Here is a 19,083-nt window from a genome sequence, read left to right as displayed (position 1 = left end):
GCACGGAACCTAGACGACCTTGTTCAGCGAGTATTCGATGATGCCTTCGGCGCCGGCCTGCTTGAGCTTGGGGATCAGGTCGCGCACCACGTTCTCGGCCACCACGATCTCCACGGAGAGCCAGTCGGAATCCAGCAGGTGGGACACGGTGGGGGAGTTCAGGCTGGGCAACTGGGCCAGCACGGCCTCCTTGGCGGCCAGGGGCACGTTCATCTTCAGGCCCACCAGCTTCTCGGCGCGCAGCGCGCCCTGGAGCATCATGATCATGTTCTCGATCTTGGCGCGCTTCCAGGGGTCGGCCCAGGCTTCCTTGTTGGCGATGAACTGGGTGTTGGTCACCAGCACCTCGGCGATGATGCGCAGGCCGTGGGCCTTGATGGTGGTGCCGGTCTCGGTGACTTCCACGATGGCGTCGGCCAGGCCCTCGACCACCTTGGCCTCGGTGGCGCCCCAGGAGAACTGGACCTCCACGTCGACCCCGGCCTGGGCGAAGTAGCGGGTGGTGTAGCCCACCAGCTCGGTGGCGATGCGCTTGCCCTGCAGGTCTTCAGGGCGGCGGAAGGGGGAGTCCCCGGCCACGGCCAGCACCCAGCGCGCGGGGCGCGAGCTGACCTTGGAGTACACGAGGTCGGTGACGATCACCACGTCGGACTGGTTCTCGAGGATCCAGTCCTTGCCGGTGAGGCCGCAGTCGAGCAGGCCGCTCTCCACGTAGCGCGACATTTCCTGCGCGCGGCACATGGAGCAGGTGATCTCGTCGTCGTCTATCTCGGGGAAGTAGTTCCGGTGGTGTTCTTTGATCTTCCAGCCGGACTTCTCGAACAGTTTGATGGTGGCTTCCTGGAGGGAGCCTTTAGGAATGCCCAGTTTGAGCTTGGGGGCGGACATGCGGGTCTCCTGATGTGGATCTGGAAAAGGCGGCATACGGACGCAATGCTTCCGAAGCAGCGTTGGTAGCCGGGATCGCGGCGGTTGGCAAGCCTTGCGGGGCGTCCGCAGGCGACGTTTGCGTTACGGCGCAAAGGCCGCCGCGCCCACGGCGGTACATGCCGCACGGGGGCCTCGGCTGACAGCGAGCACGTTACGAGCCCAGGTCTTCCCCAAGCTCGTTCATGAAATGGTCGTCCTCGGTCCAGTCCTCGCGCACCTTGACCCACAGCTCCAGGTGCACGGGCCTGCCGGTGAGCTCCATGATCTCCTGCCGGGCCTGGGAGCCCACGTCCTTGAGCACCTTGCCGCCCTTGCCGATGACCATGCCCTTGTGGCGGTCCTTGGAGACGTAGATCACGGCGGAGACGCGCGCGCCCTTGGGGGTGTCCTTCCAGTGCTCGATGGCCACGGCCGTGTTGTAGGGCAGCTCCTGCGAGAGCTGCAGGAAGAGCTTCTCCCGGATGATCTCCGAGGCCAGGAAGCGCATGGGCGCGGTGGTCAGCTCGTCGTCGGCGTACATGGCGTCGCCCTCGGGCAGGCGGGCCGTCATCAGGCCGATGAGGCCGTCCAGGCCCTGCTTCTTGAGCGCCGACACCGGCACCACCTCCGCGCCGGGCCACTGCTCGGCCACGCGGGAGATCACGGGCAGCAGGAGGCCCTTGTCCGACACGGCGTCGGTCTTGTTCAGCGCCACGATAACGGGCAGGCCGGAGCGCTCCACCGGGCGGGAGAGCATCTTCAGGTCGCTCTCCAGCACGTCGGGCTTGCGGGCGTGGTGCGCGGCGTCGAGCACCACCACGATGGCCTGGGCCTGCGCCAGGGACTGCCAGGCCGCCTCCACCAGGCGGCTGTTCAGGCGCGAGCCGCGCGGGATGTGCACGCCGGGGGTGTCCAAAAGGACGATCTGGGCCTCGTCCGTGGTCAGGATGCCCGCAAGCTGGTTGCGGGTGGTCTGGGGTTTGGGGCTGACGATGGCCAGCTTCTGCCCGAGAAGGGCGTTAAGTAGCGTGGACTTGCCCGCGTTGGGGGGGCCGATCAGGACGACGTAGCCGAAGCGGTGGGCGCTCATGTTTCTTGCTCCATATGCGTGAAAAGGCGTTGCCGGGAGCCCGCGCCCCCTTGCCTTAGCGGTTTGTGATGGCTATAGCCGCCCTGTCATGGCGAAAGACCTCATAATTGTCGAGTCCCCGGCGAAGGTGAAAACCATCAAGAAGTTCCTCGGAGACAAGTTCTACGTGGAAGCTTCGGTGGGGCACGTGCGCGATCTGCCCCAGAAGAAGCTCGGCGTTGACGAATCCAAGGGCTTCGAACCCCAGTACGGCGTGATCCCCGGCAAGCAGAAGGTCGTGGACCAGCTGCAGAAGGTGGCCGCCAAGGCCGGGACCGTCTTCCTGGCCCCCGACCCCGACCGCGAGGGCGAGGCCATCGCCTGGCACATGGCGGAGCTCCTCAAGGAGACGAATTCCAACATCGAGCGCATCCAGTTCAACGAGATCACGGCCAAGGCCGTGCGCGAAGCCCTGGAGCACCCGCGCGAGATCAACGAGAAGCTCTTCCAGTCACAGCAGGCCCGGCGCATCCTGGACCGGCTGGTGGGCTACAAGATTTCCCCCCTGCTCTGGCGCAAGGTGCGCAAGGGCATCAGCGCCGGGCGCGTGCAGTCCGTGGCGCTGCGCATCGTGGTGGACCGCGAGAAGGAGCGCCTGGCCTTCAAGCCCGAGGAGTACTGGCTGTTCAAGGCCCGCCTGGAAGGCGACGTTCCCCCGCCCTTCGAGGCCGACCTGGCCAAGATCGGCGGCAAGAAGGCCCACGTGGGCAGCGGCGACGCGGCCCAGGCCCTGGCCGCCGAGCTCGAGGGCAAGCCCTTCGTGGTGCGCGAGGTGGCCGAGAAGGAGCGCTCCAAGCAGCCCCCGGCCCCGTTCATCACCTCCACGCTGCAGCAGGCCGCCAACCAGCGCCTGGGCTACGCCGCCAAGAAGACCATGGGCGCGGCCCAGAAGCTCTACGAAGGCGTGGACCTGGGCGAGCGCGGCACCACGGCGCTCATCACCTACATGCGTACCGACTCCACGCGCATCGCCGACGAGGCCCGCGACGCGGCCAAGGCCTACATCGTGGAGACGCTGGGCAAGGAATACTACCCCGCAAAGGCCCGGGTCTTCAAGACCAAGGCCGGCGCCCAGGACGCCCACGAAGCCATCCGGCCCATCGACGTGGCCATCACCCCGCGCGACGTGGCGGGCCTGCTGCCCAAGGACCAGTACCAGGTCTACAAGCTGGTCTGGGAGCGCTTCGTGGCCTCGCAGATGGCCGCCGCCCGCTTCTGGGACACCTCGGCCGCCATCGAGTGCGGCCCGGCCGAGTTCAAGGCCAAGGGCGAGCGCCTGACATTCCCCGGCTTCCTCAAGGTCTACGGCCAGGACGCCGAGGACGAGTCCGGTGCCTCCAAGGCCCTGCCGCCGCTGGCCAAGGGCCAGGAGCTCAAGCTCCTGGAGCTCAAGCGCGAACAGAAATTCACCCAGCCGCCCCCGCGCTACACCGAAGCCTCCCTGGTGCGCGAGCTGGAGGAGAAGGGCATCGGACGCCCCTCCACCTACGCGGCCATCATCTCCACCCTGCTGGACCGCGACTACGCCCGCCTGGAGGAGAAGCACTTCGCCCCCACCGAGCTCGGCGTCACCGTGTCCGACCAGCTCACCGCGCACTTCCAGACCGTCATGGACGTGGGCTTCACCGCCGGGATGGAGGAAGCGCTGGACCAGGTGGCCGAAGGCGGGAAGGACTGGCGCGCCCTGCTCACCGATTTCGCCTCCGGCTTCAACGAAGCCCTGGAAAAGGCCGGCAAGGACATGGCCAACGAGGACACCGGCCTCACCTGTCCCGACTGCGGCAAGGCGCTCAAGGCCAAGTTCGGGCGTTCGGGGCCCTTCCTGGCCTGCGCGGGCTACCCGGAGTGCAAGTTCACCTCCAACTTCACCAAGGACGAGTCCGGGGCCTACCAGCTGGCCGAGAAGATCGCCAACGCGGACAGCGGCCTGGTCTGCCCCAGCTGCGGCAAGCCCATGCTGGTGAAGTTCGGCAAGCGCGGCCCCTTCCTGGCCTGCGCGGGCTACCCCGACTGCAGCACCACGGCCAACTTCACGCGGGACGAATCCGGCAAGTACCAGTTCGTGGAGACCCCGGAGCAGATGGTGCCCGAGGTGGTGGGCTCCTGCCCGGAATGCGGCAAGGACGTGCTGCTCAAGAAGACCCGCACCGGCAGCCGCTTCTACTCCTGCTCGGGCTACCCTAAGTGCAAGTACTCCAAGCCGTTCACCACGGGCGTGGCCTGCCCCCGCGAGGGCTGCGACGGCGAACTGGTGGAGAAGAGCTCGCGCTACGGCAAGCTGTTCTACTCCTGCTCCAACTACCCCAACTGCGACATGGCCGTGTGGGACTGGCCCGTGGTGGAGCCCTGCCCGGAATGCGGCTCGCCCATCCTGGTGAAGAAGACCACCAAGACCCACGGCGAGCACCTGGCCTGCCCGGTCAAGACCTGCAAGTACCGAAAGCTCCAGCAATAGGCGCACGCGGCGGCCCTCCGGCGACGGGGGGCCGCTTTTTTGACCGCCGCAAACGGCGCGGCCGGAGAGACACATGAGCGAACAGCCCGGAAGCATCCTGACGGCCGAGAGAACCGCCCCCTCCAAGAGCCTGCTGCGGGAATACTGCGTGGCCCTGGGCTGGGCCCTGGTGCTGGCCCTGGTGATCCGCACGGCCCTGGTCCAGACCTTCGAGATCCCCTCGGGCTCCATGCTGGAGACCCTGCAGATCGGGGACTACCTGGTGGCCAACAAGTTCATCTACGGGGTGCGCATCCCCTTCACGGGCTACCGCCTGCCCGGCCTGCGCGCGCCCATGCCCGGCGACGTCGTCATCTTCGAGTTCCCGCAGGACACCAGCCAGGACTACATCAAGCGCGTGGTGGGCCTGCCCGGCGACGTGGTGGAGGTGCGCGAGAAGCGGGTGTACGTCAACGGCGCGCTCAGGGAGTTCCCCGGCGAGAACCACCGGGACAAGAACGTGATGCCCACCTACATGGGGCCGCGCGACAACTTCGGCCCGGTGAAGGTTCCCGCGGATTCGTACTTCGTCATGGGCGACAACCGCGACGAATCCTACGACAGCCGCTTCTGGGGCTTCGTGCCCATGGCCAACGTCAAGGGCAAGGCCATGATGAAGTACTTCTCCAAGGAGCCGGGCACGGGGCGCATCCGCTGGGGCAACATCGGGCAGGTGATCGAGTGAGCCGGTTCCGGGGCGCTATTCCCTGCTGAGCCGGTTGTTCCGCACGTGCTGGCGCATGGCGGCGACTGAGCCCGGGCCGGAGGGCTATTTCCCTCCGAGGTTGCGCGACAGGAACTCCCTGGTGAGCCTGCCCGAATCCTGGCTGGCGGCCGGGCCGAAGCCGTGCCCCTCGTCGGGATAGGGCACCAGTTGGGCCTGCGCGCCCAGGGCCTGGGCCTCCCTGACCAGCTCTTCGCCTTCGGAGAAAGGCACGATCCGATCCTTTTCCCCGTGGAAGGCCAGCACGGGGGGCAGATGCCGCATCTTGCCCCTGAGCCGGTGGGGCACCCCGCCGTACATCACCACCAGCGCCGAAATCCTCTTGTCGTCCGCCGCGCAGGCCACGGACAGGTAGCCGCCCTGCGAAAAGCCCACCACGCCCACCTTGCCGTTCGAGCGCGGCCCGCCCAGGGCCAGATCGGTCAGCGCGCGCACCCTGGCCGTCCAGGCGGAAAGGTGCCGGGCGAAGAAGAGCTTCCCCGACAAGCCCTCCTCCGGCGGGCTCTCGTCCGCCGCATAGTAGGACAGCACGTAGGCGTCCATGCCCGACTCCGCCAGCCCGGCGGCATACCTGAAATAGGCCTGTTTCAGCGGGCCGATGCCGTTCCGGCCGTGCAGCACGATCACGGCTGGGCGCGGGCCGTCTCCCGGAGCCTGGAACTTCCAGGCCAGCACCGCATCCCGCCCGGCGCCCAGGCGGAGCTCATGCGGCCGGGCCTCCGCCCGGGCCGGGTGAGCCCAGCAGCAGAGCAGCAGCCCGAGCACGCCTGCCAACCCGGCCAGGGCCGGCCGCCAGTGGTTCGACCCGTTGCCATTCCTCACGGCATCGCCCCACTTCGCGTCCCCCTCAAGGGGCATGACACGTCCCCGCGCCTCACCGCAGCTCCCCGCTCTGCACCGACCACAGCCCCGCGTACACGCCGTTCATCTCCAAGAGTTCCTCGTGGCGGCCGCGCTCCACGATGACGCCGTCCACCATGACGATGATGAGGTCGCTCTGGCGCACGGTGGAGAGCCTGTGCGCCACGGCCAGGGTCATCCTGTTCTCGCGGAAGGCGTGCAGGTTCTCCTGGATGATTTCCTCGGTGCGGGTGTCCACCGCCGAGGTGGCCTCGTCCAGCACCAGCACGTCCGGGTCGCGCAGCACGGCCCGCGCCAGGGAGATGCGCTGGCGCTGCCCGCCGGAGAGCTTGATCCCGCCCTCGCCGATGGCCGTCTCGAAGCCCTGGGGCAGCGCCTCGATGAACTCCAGCGCCCCGGCGATGCGCGCGGCTTCCCTCAACTGCTCGTCGGTGGACTCGGACGCGCCCAGGCGGATGTTCTGGGCCACGGTGCCCGTGAACAGGAAGGCCTCCTGCGAGACGTAACCCAGGCGGCCGCGCAGGCTGGCCAGGGTGTAGCCGCCCATGTCCCGCCCGTTGAGCGCGATCCGGCCGGACTGAGGCTCCAGGTGCCTGAGCAGCAGCTTGACCAGGGTGGACTTGCCCGCGCCCGTCGGCCCCACCACGCCCACCACCTTGCCGCGCTGCATCTCGAAGCTCACGCCCTTGAGCACGGGGTCGCGGTCCGGGTAGGAGAAGCGGACGTCTTCGAAGGCGATGGTCTGGGGCGTCTCGCGCAGGGGTTCGGCTCCGGGCCTGTCCGCGATGGCAGGGGCCAGGGAGAGCACGCCCCAGATGCGCCCTGCTGAGGCCTCTGAGCGCTGGAACTGGTTGATGAGCATGCCGAACACGAACAGCGGCAGCACCAGGCGCGTGGCCAGCAGGATGAAGGTGGCGTAGTCGCCCACGCTTGGGCCGTTGCCCGAGAGCGTGAGCCAGCCGCCTCCGGCGATGAGCAGGGCGAAGGCCATGCCTGCCACGGCGTAGAGCACGGGCACGAAGCGGGCCCTAGCCAGCGAGGCCCCGATGGCCTCGTCGCGGTACAGGGCGGACTGCTCCTCCACGCGGCGGGCCTGCTCGGCCTCGGCCGTGAAGGCCTGTATCACGCCCATGCCGCGCAGGTTGTTGCCGATGATGCCCGCCACCTGGCCCACGGCCTGGCGCGCCTGGCGGTAGCGCGGCCTGATGCTCGTGGAGAAGGTGCGCACCGCGGCGAAGGCGAAGGGCATGGGGGCCATGAGCAGCAGGGCCAGGCGCCAGTCGATCCAGAAGAGCACCGCGAAGGTGCCCACGAAGGTGATGATGAGCCGGATGGTGGAGGTGGTGGCGTCGGAGAGGAAGTTCTCCAGGGTGTCCACGTCGGAGGAGACGATGTTCAGTAGGTCGCCTGACTGGCGCTCCTCGAAAAAGTGCATATCCTGACGCTGGAGGTGGCCGTAGAGGGCCACGCGCAGGTCGTGGCGCACCAGTTGGGCCAGGGCGTCCAGGGTGTAGTCCGACACGGACTGGAACACGGCCAGCAGCACGAAGGAAAGAAGCACGGCCAGCCCGTAGTAGACCAGCGTGTCCGCCCCGGGGGAGGCCCCGTCCTTGGCGGCGGTTATGGCGTCCACGGCCTTGCCCACGATGACCATGGGCACCAGGTCGCAGGAGCGCGCCAGAATATTGGCGGCTATGCCGAACAGATAGCGGTTGCGGTACGGGGCCACGAAGGGCCAGAGACGGGCGAGGGTCCAGCTTGATGTGATGCGCATCAGGGGAGTATACGCCAAGCCCTCACGGAGGAAAACCATGAACGACCGGTATGTCTGCCTGCTCTGCGGCTACACCTACGACCCCAAGCGCGGCGACGCCAAAGGGGGCATCGCCCCCGGCACGCCCGGAGACAAGCTCCCCCCGGAGTGGACCTGCCCGGTGTGCAACGGGCCGCAGCGCAACTTCGCCAAGCGCGACGATTAGCTGGGGCGGCGGCTCGTCGGCTAGCCGGATGGGGAACTGCGAAATTATTGGGTTTTAGTCGCCGCCCAGGCCCGGCCCGCTTGCTACGCCCCGATATATTTGAAGAATATCAGGCCGTAGCACGAGGGCCGGGCCTGGGCGAAGACAGCGCGGTTCACTGCGAACAGGATAAAAGCTGTTCAGCCTCGCAAGGGAGTCCATTGATGTCCCGTACCGCTTCGCGTGGGGCGGTAGTATCCGGGCCTGAGCAATCGTGCCGGGCGCAACGCGAAGCCGTATGGGAGTCCAGAGGGACGAAGTCCCTTTGGCCGCCGGAGGCTATCCAACCTCCTCCAGTTTCTTCTCTTTGGGCGCGCTGGGGTTGCGCGATTCGCAGGGCGTGCCGGCCTGGCAGAGGCCGCAGCTGTTGACCCTGAAACCAAGCTGGTCGCTCTCCACGAAGGGGCCGGTGACGCCCCGGATGTAGTCCTTGCACTTGACCTTGTCGTGCCCGCTTTCGCTGATGGCCCCGGCGGGGCAGCGCTTGATGCAGGCCTTGCATACCCCCTTGGAAACGCGCAGACACCACTCGTTGTGCTTGCTGTAGGGGCGCGGCGTGGTCTCCATCTCCATGCGGGCCACCACGGAGCCCAGGCGCACGGCCTTGCCCACGGGCGTTATCAGTCCGTCGCAGTGCCCGAAGGTGCCCAGGCCGCAGACGTGCGCGGTGTGCCGCTCCGACCACATGGAGGCGAAGCCGTAGCGCCGCGACATGGCCCGGCCCCAGGTCGGCAGCATCACGGGCGCCACCGCGTTGACGCCCCGGCTCTCCAGCAGCTCCACCATGAACAGGCGCAGGCCCCTGTTGACCATCTCGCCGAAGTGGCGGGCGCGGCTCCACTCGATGCTGGGCATGGGCCCGGCCTTGCGGTGGGCGGCGCGGGTGTGCGCCGTCTGGGGCAGCACCCAGGAGATCACGCGCAGTTCTTCCGGGGCGGGGGCCTCCTCGGGGAAGGCCAGGCGGTAGGCGTCCAGGGGGGTCCAGTAGAATTCGGGGCCGATGTCGGCCTTGATGCGCTCGAAGAGGGGGTCCGCGCCGGAGGCGCAGCCCAGCAGGGGGGTATCGAAGGCCGGCAGGTCCGACCCGGGCTCAATGGCGTTGTTGGCCCTGTCGTCCATCCAGGCCGCCACGTTTTCGACGATGTCTCGCATGACGCGCTCCTTGTCTGGGAAAAGCAGTACTCCTTGCCGCAGGCAATTCAAGCCCCGGCGCGGGGCCGCGCCCCATTTTCCAACGCTGCCGAATGTGGTAAGGCATCCGCCATGCAAGACGCCATGACCCCGAGACAACGCCTGGACGCCGTGCGGGAGCGCATCGCCCGGGCCTGCGCCAGGTGCGGGCGCAAGCCGGAGGAGGTCACGCTGGTGGCCGTCTCCAAGACGCACCCGGCCGAGGCCGTGCTGGCCCTGCATCAGGCCGGGCAGAACCTCTTCGGCGAATCCTACGTGCAGGAGGCCCTGCCCAAGATGGAGGCGCTTGCGGGCCAGGGGCTGGCCTGGCACTTCATCGGCAGGCTGCAAAAGAACAAGGTGAAATACATCGCCGGGAAGTTCGACCTGCTCCACACCATAGACAGCCTTGAATTGGCATCGATCGTGCATAAGAAATCCGCGGCATTGGGCCTTGTCCAGCCGGTGCTCCTGCAGGTCAACCTGGCCCACGAGGAGCAAAAGGCCGGGTGCGGGCCCGAGGACGCCGAGGCGCTGGCCCGGGCCATCGCAGGCTTGGACGGGCTCAGGCTCGACGGCCTGATGCTCATGCCCCCCTGGGACCCGGACCCCGAGGCCAACAGGGGCCTCTTCGCCCAGGCGCGCCAATTGCGCGACGCCCTGGCCCGGAGCCTGGGGCTGGCCCTGCCGGAGCTCTCCATGGGCATGTCCCACGATGTGGAGCAGGCCGTGGAGGAGGGCGCGACCCTGGTGCGCGTGGGCACCGACCTCTTCGGGCAGCGCCCCTGCGCGCTATGACCGCCGCTTGACGGGCACATTCTCAAGGAGCCGCACATGGCCAAGATAGAAGAAGGCGACGAACAGCCCAAAAAGAAGAAAAGCAAGCTTCTGCTCATCATCATCCTGCTGGTGATCCTGGGCGGTTTGGGCGCCGCCGGATATTTCTACGTCTATCCGAAGTACTTCAAGGCCGAGCCCGCCACGGCGGAGGAAAGCCACGCCGAGGGCGAGAAGAAGGAAGAGAAGAAGGACGAGAAAAAGGCCGAGAAGAAAGAAGAAAAGAAAGAAGAGAAGAAGGAAGAGAAGAAAGAGGGCGGCAAGAAGGACGACAAGAAGCCCGTGATCGGGCTGCAGAACATCGTCACCAACCTGGCCGATGCCGGGGGCAGGCGCTACGTGCGCCTCTCCGTGGAGTTCGACTTCAAGGACTCCGAGGCCCAGAGCGAGTTCGAGGAGAAGTACCAGGCCCGCATCAAGGACGCCGTGCTCACGCTCCTGTGGTCCAAAACCTCCGAGGACCTCTCCTCCGTGGACGGCATGATCGCCTTCCGGGGCGAGCTGCAGGCCCGGGTGAACCAGATCATGGGCCAGGGCAAGGTGAAACAGGTGTTCATCACCGACCGCGTGATCCAATAGGGAACGGCCATGAGCAAGATTCTCAGCCAGGACGAGGTCGATACCCTCCTGCGCGGCCTCACCGGCGGAGAGCTGGAGGCCGAGACGGACATCCTGGAGGACGACTCGGGCATCGTGCCCTTCGACCTCTCCAACCAGGACCGCATCATCCGCGGGCGCATGCCCGTTCTGGAGATCATCAACGACCGCTTCTCCCGGCTGGCCACCAACGCCATGGCCAACGCCATGCGCAAGCGCGTGGACGTGAACCCCATCTCCATCGACATGTCCAAGTTCGGGGACTTCATGCGCTCCCTGCCGGTGCCCACCTCCATCAACATCTTCAAGCTCGACCCCCTGCGCGGCAACGCCATCCTGGTGGTGGACTCGCGCCTGGTGTTCGCCCTGGTGGAGAACTTCTTCGGCGGCGCGGGCTCCCAGCCCAAGGTGGAGGGCCGCGACTTCACGCCCATCGAGCAGGCCATCATCTCCAAGGTGGTCAAGATCGCCCTGGCCAACCTGGAGGACGCCTGGCGGCCCGTACACGAGGTGCACATCGAGCTGGTGCGCTCCGAGATCAACCCCCAGTTCGCGGCCATCGTGCCGCCCTCGGACGTGGTGGTGGTCGTGACTTTCGAGGTGGAGCTGGAGAACGCCATCGGCTCCATGGTGGCCTGCCTGCCCTACGCCACCATCGAGCCCATCCGCTCCAAGCTGTACGCCTCCTTCCAGTCCGAGCGGCTGGAGGTGGACCACGCCTGGATCAGCCGCTTCAAGGAGCGCCTGATGGAGACCCCGGTGGAGCTCAAGGTGGAGTTCGGCACCACGCAGCTCTCCGGCCGGCAGCTGCTCTCCCTCAAGGAGGGCGACATCCTGCTGCTCAACACCGATGTGGAGGCCCTGCTCAAGGCCGAGGTGCAGGGCGTGAAGAAGTTCTGGGGCATCCCCGGCACGGTGAAATCGAACAAAGCCTTCCAGGTTCTCCGGGAAGAGGAAACGCATTTCTAAGCGGAGGAGGCTCCGATGGCCGATGACGTAGATCAAGACCAACTGGCCGCAGAATGGGCCGCAGCACTGGAGGAGACCGACAACGCCGCCGGCGCGCTGGACCCCTTCGAACAGGCTCTTGGCGCGGCGGGCGGAGGCGGCGGCGACGCGGCCCTGGCCGAGCAGTGGGCCTCGGCCCTGGCGGGCGACGAGGAGGTTTCGGTCAAGCAGGAGCGGGCCCAGGCCCAGCTGGCCTCCAAGAGCCGCGACGCCACCTTCAAGGATATGACCCAGGAGGCCAAGGCCCCCAGGCCAGAGACCGGCAGGCGCGACCTGGACTTCATCCTGGACATCCCCCTGGACGTCTCGGCGGAGCTGGGGCGCACCAAGCTGCTCATCAACGAGCTGTTGCAGCTGGGCCAGGGTTCGGTCATCGAGCTGAACAAGCTGGCGGGCGAACCGCTTGAGATTTACGTCAACGGCAAGCTGGTGGCGCGGGGCGAGGCGGTGGTCATCAACGAGAAGTTCGGCGTGCGCCTCACCGACATCATCAGCCCCATCGAGCGGGTGAAGCAGCTTGGCTGACGCGGCCGAGACGTTCTCCACGGTCCACCAGGTCAGCCTGGGGGGCACGGTGCTCCAGATGGCCCTGGCCCTGGCGCTCATCCTGGGCATCATCCTGCTGGGGTACTGGATGCTGCGCCGCTTCGGGCCGCGCCTGGGCCTGGGCGTGGCGGCCAGGCCCCACGGCCTTCGCCTGGAGGGGCACATGGGCCTCGGGCCGCGCAAGTCGCTCATGGTGGTGCGCTTCGCGGGCAAGCTCTTGCTCCTTGGCGTCACCGAAAACAGCATCAACCTGCTCTCGCAAACGGACTGCACCGATGAAAGCACGGATTTCAAGACCGCTCTTGACGACGCTCGCAAGCGTCCTGGCGACGCTGGGCCTGGCGACGCTGGCGCTGGCGGCTGAGCCCACACTCACGCTCAATCTGGCGGGTGGGCAGCCCCAGGCCGACAAGGTCAGCGTGCTGCTGGAGATACTCTTCCTGCTCACGGTGCTCTCGCTGGCGCCCTCCATCGTCTTGTGCGTCACCTCCTTCACGCGCATCATCGTGGTGTTCTCCTTCCTGCGCCAGGCCATGGGCACGGGCCAGATGCCGCCCAACCAGATTCTGGCCAGCCTGGCCATCTTCATGACCGTGGTCATCATGTACCCCACGGGCAAGCAGATCTACGACGAGGCCCTCAACCCCTACATGGAGGAGCGCATGGGCTTCAACGAGGCCCTCAAGAAGGCCGAGGCCCCGCTGCGCGAGTTTCTGTTCAAGCACACCCGGGAGAAGGACCTCTCCATCTTCTACACCATCACCAAGATGGAGCAGCCCAAGACCAAGCAGGACGTGCCCACCATGATGCTGGCCGCCGGGTACATGATAAGCGAGCTCAAGACCGGCTTCACCATCGGCTTCCTGGTGTACATCCCCTTCCTGGTGCTGGACATGGTGGTTTCGAGCGTGCTGCTGGCCATGGGCATGATGATGCTGCCCCCGGCCATGGTCTCCATGCCGTTCAAGCTGCTGCTCTTCGTCATGGTGGACGGCTGGGCGTTGATGACGGCCTCGTTGGTCAACAGCTTCAACTAAGCCGCCTGTTGAAAAAGCACGCTGGCGGCGTTGCGGGAAAGAAGCCAAACCCTCACATATGCTTGATATGCTTCGGGCTTGCCTTTTTCCCGCGCCTTGCCAGCCCGCTTTTTGAACAGGCGGCCTGAAGATTACAGCGGACGCTCCCAGAGGGTGCCGCACGGAGTGGAACGTGACGCCCGAAACAGTCATCACCCTGGCCCGTTCGGCCATCGAGACCACCCTGATGCTCTCCCTGCCGCTCCTGGCCGTGAGCCTCATCGTGGGCGTGGTGCTCTCCGTGTTCCAGGCCGCCACCCAGATCCAGGAGACCACGCTCACCTTCGTGCCCAAGCTCATCGCCATGTTCATAACGCTCATCATCGCCTTCCCCTGGCTCATGGACACCATGCTCGCCTTCACCCGGGAACTGATCACCACCATTCCCCAGTATATCAAGTAGAGCGCGCCGCCGGGGTGGCTCCGGCGGGCAAAGAGGGCTCCGCCCTCTCTGCACTCTCCCGCGAGAGGGAGTTCCTCCCTCTCGACTCCCATATAGCTTCGCGTTCACGGCGCATAATCCGGCTTGTCCAGCCCATCCGGAGCGGCCAAACGGATCATCCTCCTGGCGGGTGCGAGGCGGAGCCCCTTTCGCCTCCCCCCGCAGTCGGCCGGGTGCCTCGACGGACTTCCGCCGAGTGTACGCATCCGCTCGTTATTGTAACGATTTTCCGGTGGACGACAGCCGTGCAAACCGTTACCGTCAGGGGGCGGGCCAGAGTCCGGCCCGCGACGTTCGCGCGAGGGGGAACCATGCGTTCGATGTTGCTGCGGTCCATGACCATCCTGGCGGCCCTGGCCCTTCCGATCCTTTCCTTTCCCGGTCATGGGCGCGCCCAACTGCTCGGGCCGGACCCCTACTTCTCCAGCCAGGCGGCCACGCTGGAGGCCCTGACGCTGATTCCAACGCCACCGCAGCCCGGGTCGGCCAACCAGGCCGCCAACGTGCAGCTGTTGAACATCGTCACCAGCACGGCGACCCCGCAGATGGTGAGCGCCGCCTGGTACGACTCCACGCCCTCGGTGTTCGACTTCTCCCAGGTGCTGGGGCCGGGCTTCACGGCCGAGAAGCTGCCCGTCACCAACGCCTTCTTCACCAAGGTCATAACGAACATCGAGAACACGAACATCAACCTGGACAAGCTCTACCACAGCCAGGGCCCGGTGAGCCCGGATTCCTACCCCAGCGCGCACACGCTGTTGGGCTTCGTGGACGGCGTGATCCTGGCCGACATGATCCCGGAGAAGAAGGACCAGCTGCTGACCTACGGCGTGCAGTTCGGCCTGAACCGGCTGGTCCTGGGGGCGCACTGGCCCACCGACGTGACCGCCGGGCAGATGGAGGCCACGCTGCTGCTGCCCGCGCTGTACCAGAGCTCGCAGTTCATGACCGACTTCGAGCGCGCCAAGGCCGAAGTGCGGACGCAACTGGGGTACAAGTAGCAGATACCTGAAGCATATATCCTGAACAAAAAAAGCGGACGCCCCCCCAAGGAGGCGTCCGCTTTCTGTTTCTATGGTGCCAGCGGCCTACTGGGCCACGATCTCCACCTTCAGCGAGCCGTTGTCGTCGCTGACCTCGATCTGCGGCGAGGCGGCCTTCCACTCCACCCCGACGGCCAGGCACTGCTCGGTGAGCCACCCCAGGTGGGCCTCCAGGGCCTCCTTCCAGACGCCGTCGGCCTCGATGCCGAGCGTAATGCGCTGGTCGTAGGCCAGGTCCAGCTTCTTGCGCTGGTCCTGGATGAGGCGGTTCAAGGTGCGGGCCGCGCCCTCGCGCTTGAGTTCGGGGGTGATGGTCAGCTTAAGGCCCGCCACCACGCCCTTGTCCGCGGCCACGCCCACGTCGCCGGAGAGGGCCTCCCAGGCCACGGTGTAGTGCGTGGGCTCCACGCGGGTACCGGCGGCGGTGAGCGCGCCGTCATCGCCCACGGCGTAGTCGCCCTTCTTCACGGCGGCCAGGGTGGGGCCGAAGGCGCCCTTGAGCAGGGGGCCGAGGCTCTTGGCGTCCAGTTGGACAACGCGGGCGGCGAAGGCGCTGGCGTCCTCGGGGTACTCCACGGCCTTGACGTTGACCTGCTCCTCGATGAGGGCGCGGTAGGGCTCCACGGAGGCCTTGTCCACGCCCGCCACCATGATGGAGGCCAGGGGCTGGCGCAGGTTGATGCGCACCTTCTCGCGCACGCTGCGCCCGCACTCGATGATGCGGCGCACTGTGTCGATCTCGCTGGTGAGCTTCTCGTCGTCGCGGGCGGGCTGGGCAACGGGCCAGTCGGCCAGATGCACGGAGGAGCCCACCAGGTGCGTGTGGATGTGGTCCATGGCGAAGGGGATGAAGGGCGCGAAGATGCGCGAGGACTCGACAAGCACGGTGTAGAGCGTGTCGAAGGCCTGGCGCGCGTCGTCCGTGACCTCTTCGGTCCAGAAGCGGGAGCGGTTCAGGCGCACGTACCAGCCCGAGAGCGTCTCCACGAACTCCAGGATGGCCTGGTAGCAGCGGGGCAGGTCGTAGGCCTCGATGTGGGCCTCGACGGTTTTGCGCAGGCGCTCCAGCTCCGCCAGGATGTGCCTGTCGGGCAGGGCCGAGGCGGACGTAAGCAGGCTCGGCTCGTAGCCCTTGGCCAGGGCCGCGTAGGAGGTGAAGAAGTGGAACACGTTCCAGTAGGGGATCAGATAGCGGCGCACGGCCTCTTCCACGTCGCGCTCGGTGAAGCGGACGTCCTGCCCGCGCACCACCGGGGAGGAGAGCAGGTAGATGCGCAGCGCGTCGGAGCCGTGCTTGTCCACCACCTCCATGGGGTCGGGGAAGTTCTTGAGCCGCTTGGACATCTTGCGGCCGTCCTCCGCGAGGACGACGCCGTGGCAGATGGCGTTGGTGAAGGGGGTCTGGTTCTTGAGCAGCGCGCCCTCCACCAGCAGGGTGTAGAACCAGCCGCGCGTCTGCGCGATGTATTCCACGATGAAGCTGGCGGGGTAGTTGTCGTCGAACCACTGCTTGTTCTCGAAGGGGTAGTGGGCCTGGCCGTAGGGCATGGCGCCGGACTCGAACCAGCAGTCGAAGACTTCGGGCACGCGCTGCATGGTGCCGGAGCAGCCCTGCGCGGAGCACTTCCAGTTCAGCTCGTCGCAGAAGGGGCGGTGCAAGTCCGTGATCTGGGTGCCGGTCTTGGCCTCCAGCTCCGCGATGGAGCCGGGCACCTCCACCGCGCCGCAGGTCTGGCAGCGCCACACCGGGATGGGCGTGCCCCAGAACCTGTTGCGCGAGACGGACCAGTCGCGCGCGTCCGCGATCCAGTTCTTGAAGCGGCCCTGGCCGATGTGCGCGGGCACCCAGTTGATGTCCTCGTTGCAGCTGAGCAGGGCCTCGCGGTTCTGGGCCACGCGCACGTACCAGCTGGAGATTGCGCGGTAGATCAGGGGCTGGTCGCAGCGCCAGCAGTGCGGGTACTTGTGGCGGTAGTTCTCCTGGGCGAAGAGCGCGCCGGTCTCGCGCAGGCGGCGGGCGATGTGCTTGTTGGCCTCGAAAACGCCCATGCCCTGCCAGTCGGGCGCGGCCTCGGTGAAGCGGCCCTGGTGGTCAACAGGGTCGAAGAGGTCGATGCCTTCGGAGGTGCAGAGGTTGTAGTCGTCCTCGCCGAAAGCGGGGGCCATGTGGACGATGCCCGTGCCCATGGAGGTGTCCACGAAGGCGCCTTCCAGGATCACGTGGGTGCGCTCGCCCTTGGCGTAGGGGAAGAGCGGCTCGTAGGCGCGGCCGATGAGCCCGGAGCCGGGGCGCTCCTCGACGATGCGCGGCTCCTCGGGGAGGAACTTCTTCATGGCCTCCATGCGGTCCTTGGCCAGCCAGACAAGGTCGCCCTCGGCCACCTCGACCAGGGCGTAGGCGATGTCCTTGTTGACGGCCAGGGCCAGGTTGGAGGGCAGGGTCCAGGGGGTGGTGGTCCACGCCAGGTAGGACCACTGCGGGTTCTCGCGGTCGCGCAGGCGCACGGTGATGGCCATGTCGTCGCGCTCGCGGAAGGAGTCGTCCAGACCGGTCTCGAAGTTGGAGAGCGGGGTCATGCAGCGGTTGCAGTAGGCCACCACGCGCGGGCTCTCGTAGACCAGACCCTTGCCAAACATCTCGGAGAAGGCCCAGAGCACGCTCTCCATGAAGGTGAGGTCCATGGTCTTGTACTGGCGCGAAAAGTCCACCCAGCGGCCGATGCGGGTGATGACGCGCTCCCACTCGCCGGCGTAGCCCAGCACGATGTCGCGGCACTTCTGGTTGAACTTGTCGATGCCGTACTTCTGGATCTCGGCCTTGCCTGAAATGGCCAGGTGTTTCTCCACCTCGTACTCGATGGGCAGGCCGTGGCAGTCCCAGCCCCAGGTGCGGTCCACGAAGCGGCCGCGCATGGTGTGGTAACGGGGCACGGTGTCCTTGACGTAGGACGTCAGGATGTGCCCGTAGTGGGGCAGGCCCGTGGCGAAGGGCGGGCCGTCGTAGAAGACGTAGGGTTTGCCGGACTTGGTCCGGTCCATGGACTTCCAGAAGGTGCGGTCCTGCTGCCAGGAGGAGAGGACTTCCTCCTCGAGCTTGGGGAAGGATACGGACGACGGGGCTGGTTTCACGGTAGGCTCCGGGAATGCTAAATTGAGAGGCCAGGACTTTTGATGAAAACAGCGGGCAAGTCAAGATTGGCGGGCGGCGCAGGGCCCGCGCGGACTGCGCGGACTGCGCGGACTGCGCGGGCCGCGTTGGGCCTGGACGCGGCCTGGACCCCGGCCAACCCCTGGGGCGTCGCCCTGGCCGTTGACGACGGTGGCGGCTGGCGGCTGGTGCTCGCCGCGCCGGACATGGCCGGGTTCATGGGCGGAACCCGCGAGGGATGCGAGCCCGGAGCCGGAACCGGAGCCAGGTCGGACGTCAAGCCAGGAGCCAGGTCGGACGTCAAGCCAGGAGCCAGGGCGGACGCCAAGTCAGGAGCCGGGCCGGGAGCAGGAGCTGAAGCAGAAGCGGAAGCCAGGCCGGAAACCGCGATGGGAACCGCATCAGGGGGCTCGCCAAGTTCAACAGACGCGCTGGCCCAGGCCGCCCAGGCCCCGGAGCCCGAGGCACTGCTGGCGCGCTGCCGCGAGCTGGCCGGGGTGGAGCCCCAGTGCGTGGCCGTGGACATGCCCATCGTGCCCAATGGCCGGGTGACGGGGCGCAGGGCGGCCGACAATGCCGTGTCCCGGGCCTTCGGGGGCCGCAAGTGCGCCACGCACAGCCCCACCCAGGAGCGCCCCGGTGCGCTGGGCGAAAATTTCAGCCGGGGCCTGGAGGGCAAGGGCTATCATGTGGCCGTGGCCGGGAGCGCGCCCACGGGCCGCGACCTGCTGGAGGTCTACCCGCACCCGGCGCTGCTGGCGCTCACCGGGGAGCGGATGCGCCTGCCCTACAAATCGGGCAAGACCAACGCCTATTGGCCGGGCCTGCCGCGCGCCGAGCGCGCGGCGCGGCTGCTGGCGGTCTGGGCGCGCATCCGGGAGGCCCTGGCCGGGCGCATGGTCATCGAACCCGGCGTGCTGCCCCCGCCGGACGGCTGGCGGCTCAAAGCCTGGGAGGACATGCTCGACGCGGCCATCTGCGCCTGGGTGGGGGCCTGCTGGCTGGACGGCGCGGCCACGGCCTACGGCGATGCGGCGTCCGCCGTGTGGGTTCCCGAGGGAGTCTGAAATTTCCCCCTAAA

At 67.1% G+C, this 19,083-nt stretch carries 18 protein-coding genes; 12 read left to right on the top strand and 6 right to left on the bottom strand.

What is annotated here, in order from left to right:
- Positions 1–9 precede the first annotated feature (9 nt).
- Complete coding sequence (gene hisG, locus MLE27_RS14115; RefSeq protein ID WP_243312731.1) at positions 10–888, bottom strand: ATP phosphoribosyltransferase; 879 nt, start codon at positions 886–888, stop codon at positions 10–12.
- Positions 889–1,081: 193 nt separating this feature from the next.
- Positions 1,082–1,999 (bottom strand): GTPase Era, encoded by a 918-nt coding sequence (gene era / locus MLE27_RS14110; RefSeq protein WP_243312730.1) that lies wholly within the window; start codon positions 1,997–1,999, stop codon positions 1,082–1,084.
- A gap of 88 nt (positions 2,000–2,087) precedes the next feature.
- On the opposite strand from era, the gene topA reads away from it, so the two are divergent.
- Both topA and lepB read left to right on the top strand, forming a co-directional pair.
- Entirely contained in the window at positions 2,088–4,493 is a 2,406-nt protein-coding gene (gene topA, locus MLE27_RS14105; protein WP_243312729.1) for a type I DNA topoisomerase, read from the top strand.
- 73 nt (positions 4,494–4,566) lie between these two features.
- Positions 4,567–5,217: a signal peptidase I gene (gene lepB / locus MLE27_RS14100; protein WP_243312728.1), complete on the top strand. Its 651-nt coding sequence runs from the start codon at positions 4,567–4,569 to the stop codon at positions 5,215–5,217.
- Between the two features lie 84 nt (positions 5,218–5,301).
- Here the strand turns inward: lepB and MLE27_RS14095 are convergent, their stop codons facing one another.
- Both MLE27_RS14095 and MLE27_RS14090 read right to left on the bottom strand, forming a co-directional pair.
- Positions 5,302–6,078 (bottom strand): dienelactone hydrolase family protein, encoded by a 777-nt coding sequence (locus MLE27_RS14095; protein WP_243312727.1) that lies wholly within the window; start codon positions 6,076–6,078, stop codon positions 5,302–5,304.
- Between the two features lie 52 nt (positions 6,079–6,130).
- Positions 6,131–7,891, bottom strand: a complete 1,761-nt coding sequence (locus MLE27_RS14090) for an ABC transporter ATP-binding protein (RefSeq protein WP_243312726.1) — start codon at positions 7,889–7,891, stop codon at positions 6,131–6,133.
- Positions 7,892–7,928: 37 nt separating this feature from the next.
- Between MLE27_RS14090 and MLE27_RS14085 the strand changes: the two genes are divergently transcribed.
- A complete protein-coding gene (locus MLE27_RS14085) occupies positions 7,929–8,096 on the top strand; it encodes a rubredoxin (protein ID WP_243312725.1) in 168 nt (55 codons plus the stop codon).
- A 318-nt stretch (positions 8,097–8,414) separates the two neighbouring features.
- Here the strand turns inward: MLE27_RS14085 and MLE27_RS14080 are convergent, their stop codons facing one another.
- Positions 8,415–9,287 (bottom strand): 4Fe-4S ferredoxin, encoded by an 873-nt coding sequence (locus tag MLE27_RS14080; RefSeq protein ID WP_243312724.1) that lies wholly within the window; start codon positions 9,285–9,287, stop codon positions 8,415–8,417.
- Between the two features lie 123 nt (positions 9,288–9,410).
- Here MLE27_RS14080 and MLE27_RS14075 point away from each other — a divergent pair, with 123 nt between their 5' ends.
- The 8 genes from MLE27_RS14075 (at position 9,411) to MLE27_RS14040 (ending at position 14,812) form a co-directional block, all read left to right on the top strand.
- The gene (locus MLE27_RS14075) at positions 9,411–10,103 is read left to right on the top strand and encodes a YggS family pyridoxal phosphate-dependent enzyme (RefSeq protein ID WP_243312723.1); all 693 of its coding nucleotides are present in this window, start codon (positions 9,411–9,413) and stop codon (positions 10,101–10,103) included.
- A 36-nt stretch (positions 10,104–10,139) separates the two neighbouring features.
- Complete coding sequence (locus MLE27_RS14070; protein ID WP_243312722.1) at positions 10,140–10,721, top strand: flagellar basal body-associated FliL family protein; 582 nt, start codon at positions 10,140–10,142, stop codon at positions 10,719–10,721.
- Between the two features lie 9 nt (positions 10,722–10,730).
- Entirely contained in the window at positions 10,731–11,708 is a 978-nt protein-coding gene (gene fliM, locus MLE27_RS14065) for a flagellar motor switch protein FliM (RefSeq protein ID WP_243312721.1), read from the top strand.
- Between the two features lie 15 nt (positions 11,709–11,723).
- Positions 11,724–12,272: a flagellar motor switch protein FliN gene (gene fliN, locus MLE27_RS14060; RefSeq protein ID WP_243312720.1), complete on the top strand. Its 549-nt coding sequence runs from the start codon at positions 11,724–11,726 to the stop codon at positions 12,270–12,272.
- Positions 12,265–12,657, top strand: coding sequence for a flagellar biosynthetic protein FliO (gene fliO, locus MLE27_RS14055; RefSeq protein ID WP_243312719.1), 393 nt, complete (start codon positions 12,265–12,267; stop codon positions 12,655–12,657). The genes fliN and fliO overlap by 8 nt, the downstream gene beginning before the upstream one ends.
- The gene (gene fliP / locus MLE27_RS14050) at positions 12,569–13,330 is read left to right on the top strand and encodes a flagellar type III secretion system pore protein FliP (protein ID WP_243312718.1); all 762 of its coding nucleotides are present in this window, start codon (positions 12,569–12,571) and stop codon (positions 13,328–13,330) included. Before fliO ends, fliP begins: the two co-directional genes overlap by 89 nt.
- A gap of 172 nt (positions 13,331–13,502) precedes the next feature.
- Positions 13,503–13,772 (top strand): flagellar biosynthesis protein FliQ, encoded by a 270-nt coding sequence (gene fliQ / locus MLE27_RS14045; RefSeq protein WP_341482538.1) that lies wholly within the window; start codon positions 13,503–13,505, stop codon positions 13,770–13,772.
- Between the two features lie 350 nt (positions 13,773–14,122).
- Entirely contained in the window at positions 14,123–14,812 is a 690-nt protein-coding gene (locus tag MLE27_RS14040; protein ID WP_243312717.1) for a phosphatase PAP2 family protein, read from the top strand.
- 87 nt (positions 14,813–14,899) lie between these two features.
- Here the strand turns inward: MLE27_RS14040 and ileS are convergent, their stop codons facing one another.
- Positions 14,900–17,983, bottom strand: coding sequence for an isoleucine--tRNA ligase (gene ileS / locus MLE27_RS14035; protein ID WP_243312716.1), 3,084 nt, complete (start codon positions 17,981–17,983; stop codon positions 14,900–14,902).
- A 126-nt stretch (positions 17,984–18,109) separates the two neighbouring features.
- Here ileS and MLE27_RS14030 point away from each other — a divergent pair, with 126 nt between their 5' ends.
- Entirely contained in the window at positions 18,110–19,069 is a 960-nt protein-coding gene (locus MLE27_RS14030) for a DUF429 domain-containing protein (protein WP_243312715.1), read from the top strand.
- Positions 19,070–19,083: the final 14 nt, after the last annotated feature.

Source organism: Fundidesulfovibrio agrisoli, assembly GCF_022808715.1.
GTDB lineage: Bacteria > Desulfobacterota > Desulfovibrionia > Desulfovibrionales > Desulfovibrionaceae > Fundidesulfovibrio > Fundidesulfovibrio agrisoli.
The sequence above is the reverse complement of the archived record's forward strand: the minus strand, read 5'-3'. Positions and strand labels throughout refer to the sequence as shown.

Bases quoted from the DNA above. Each gene is read 5' to 3' on its own strand.
- MLE27_RS14085 (WP_243312725.1), top strand. From the start codon at position 7,929: ATGAACGACCGGTATGTCTGCCTGCTCTGCGGCTACACCTACGACCCC.
- fliP (WP_243312718.1), top strand. From the start codon at position 12,569: ATGAAAGCACGGATTTCAAGACCGCTCTTGACGACGCTCGCAAGCGTC.
- MLE27_RS14070 (WP_243312722.1), top strand. From the start codon at position 10,140: ATGGCCAAGATAGAAGAAGGCGACGAACAGCCCAAAAAGAAGAAAAGC.
- MLE27_RS14040 (WP_243312717.1), top strand. From the start codon at position 14,123: ATGCGTTCGATGTTGCTGCGGTCCATGACCATCCTGGCGGCCCTGGCC.
- MLE27_RS14090 (WP_243312726.1), bottom strand. From the start codon at position 7,891: ATGCGCATCACATCAAGCTGGACCCTCGCCCGTCTCTGGCCCTTCGTG.
- MLE27_RS14080 (WP_243312724.1), bottom strand. From the start codon at position 9,287: ATGCGAGACATCGTCGAAAACGTGGCGGCCTGGATGGACGACAGGGCC.
- topA (WP_243312729.1), top strand. From the start codon at position 2,088: ATGGCGAAAGACCTCATAATTGTCGAGTCCCCGGCGAAGGTGAAAACC.
- era (WP_243312730.1), bottom strand. From the start codon at position 1,999: ATGAGCGCCCACCGCTTCGGCTACGTCGTCCTGATCGGCCCCCCCAAC.
- fliM (WP_243312721.1), top strand. From the start codon at position 10,731: ATGAGCAAGATTCTCAGCCAGGACGAGGTCGATACCCTCCTGCGCGGC.
- MLE27_RS14075 (WP_243312723.1), top strand. From the start codon at position 9,411: ATGACCCCGAGACAACGCCTGGACGCCGTGCGGGAGCGCATCGCCCGG.
- hisG (WP_243312731.1), bottom strand. From the start codon at position 888: ATGTCCGCCCCCAAGCTCAAACTGGGCATTCCTAAAGGCTCCCTCCAG.
- lepB (WP_243312728.1), top strand. From the start codon at position 4,567: ATGAGCGAACAGCCCGGAAGCATCCTGACGGCCGAGAGAACCGCCCCC.
- fliN (WP_243312720.1), top strand. From the start codon at position 11,724: ATGGCCGATGACGTAGATCAAGACCAACTGGCCGCAGAATGGGCCGCA.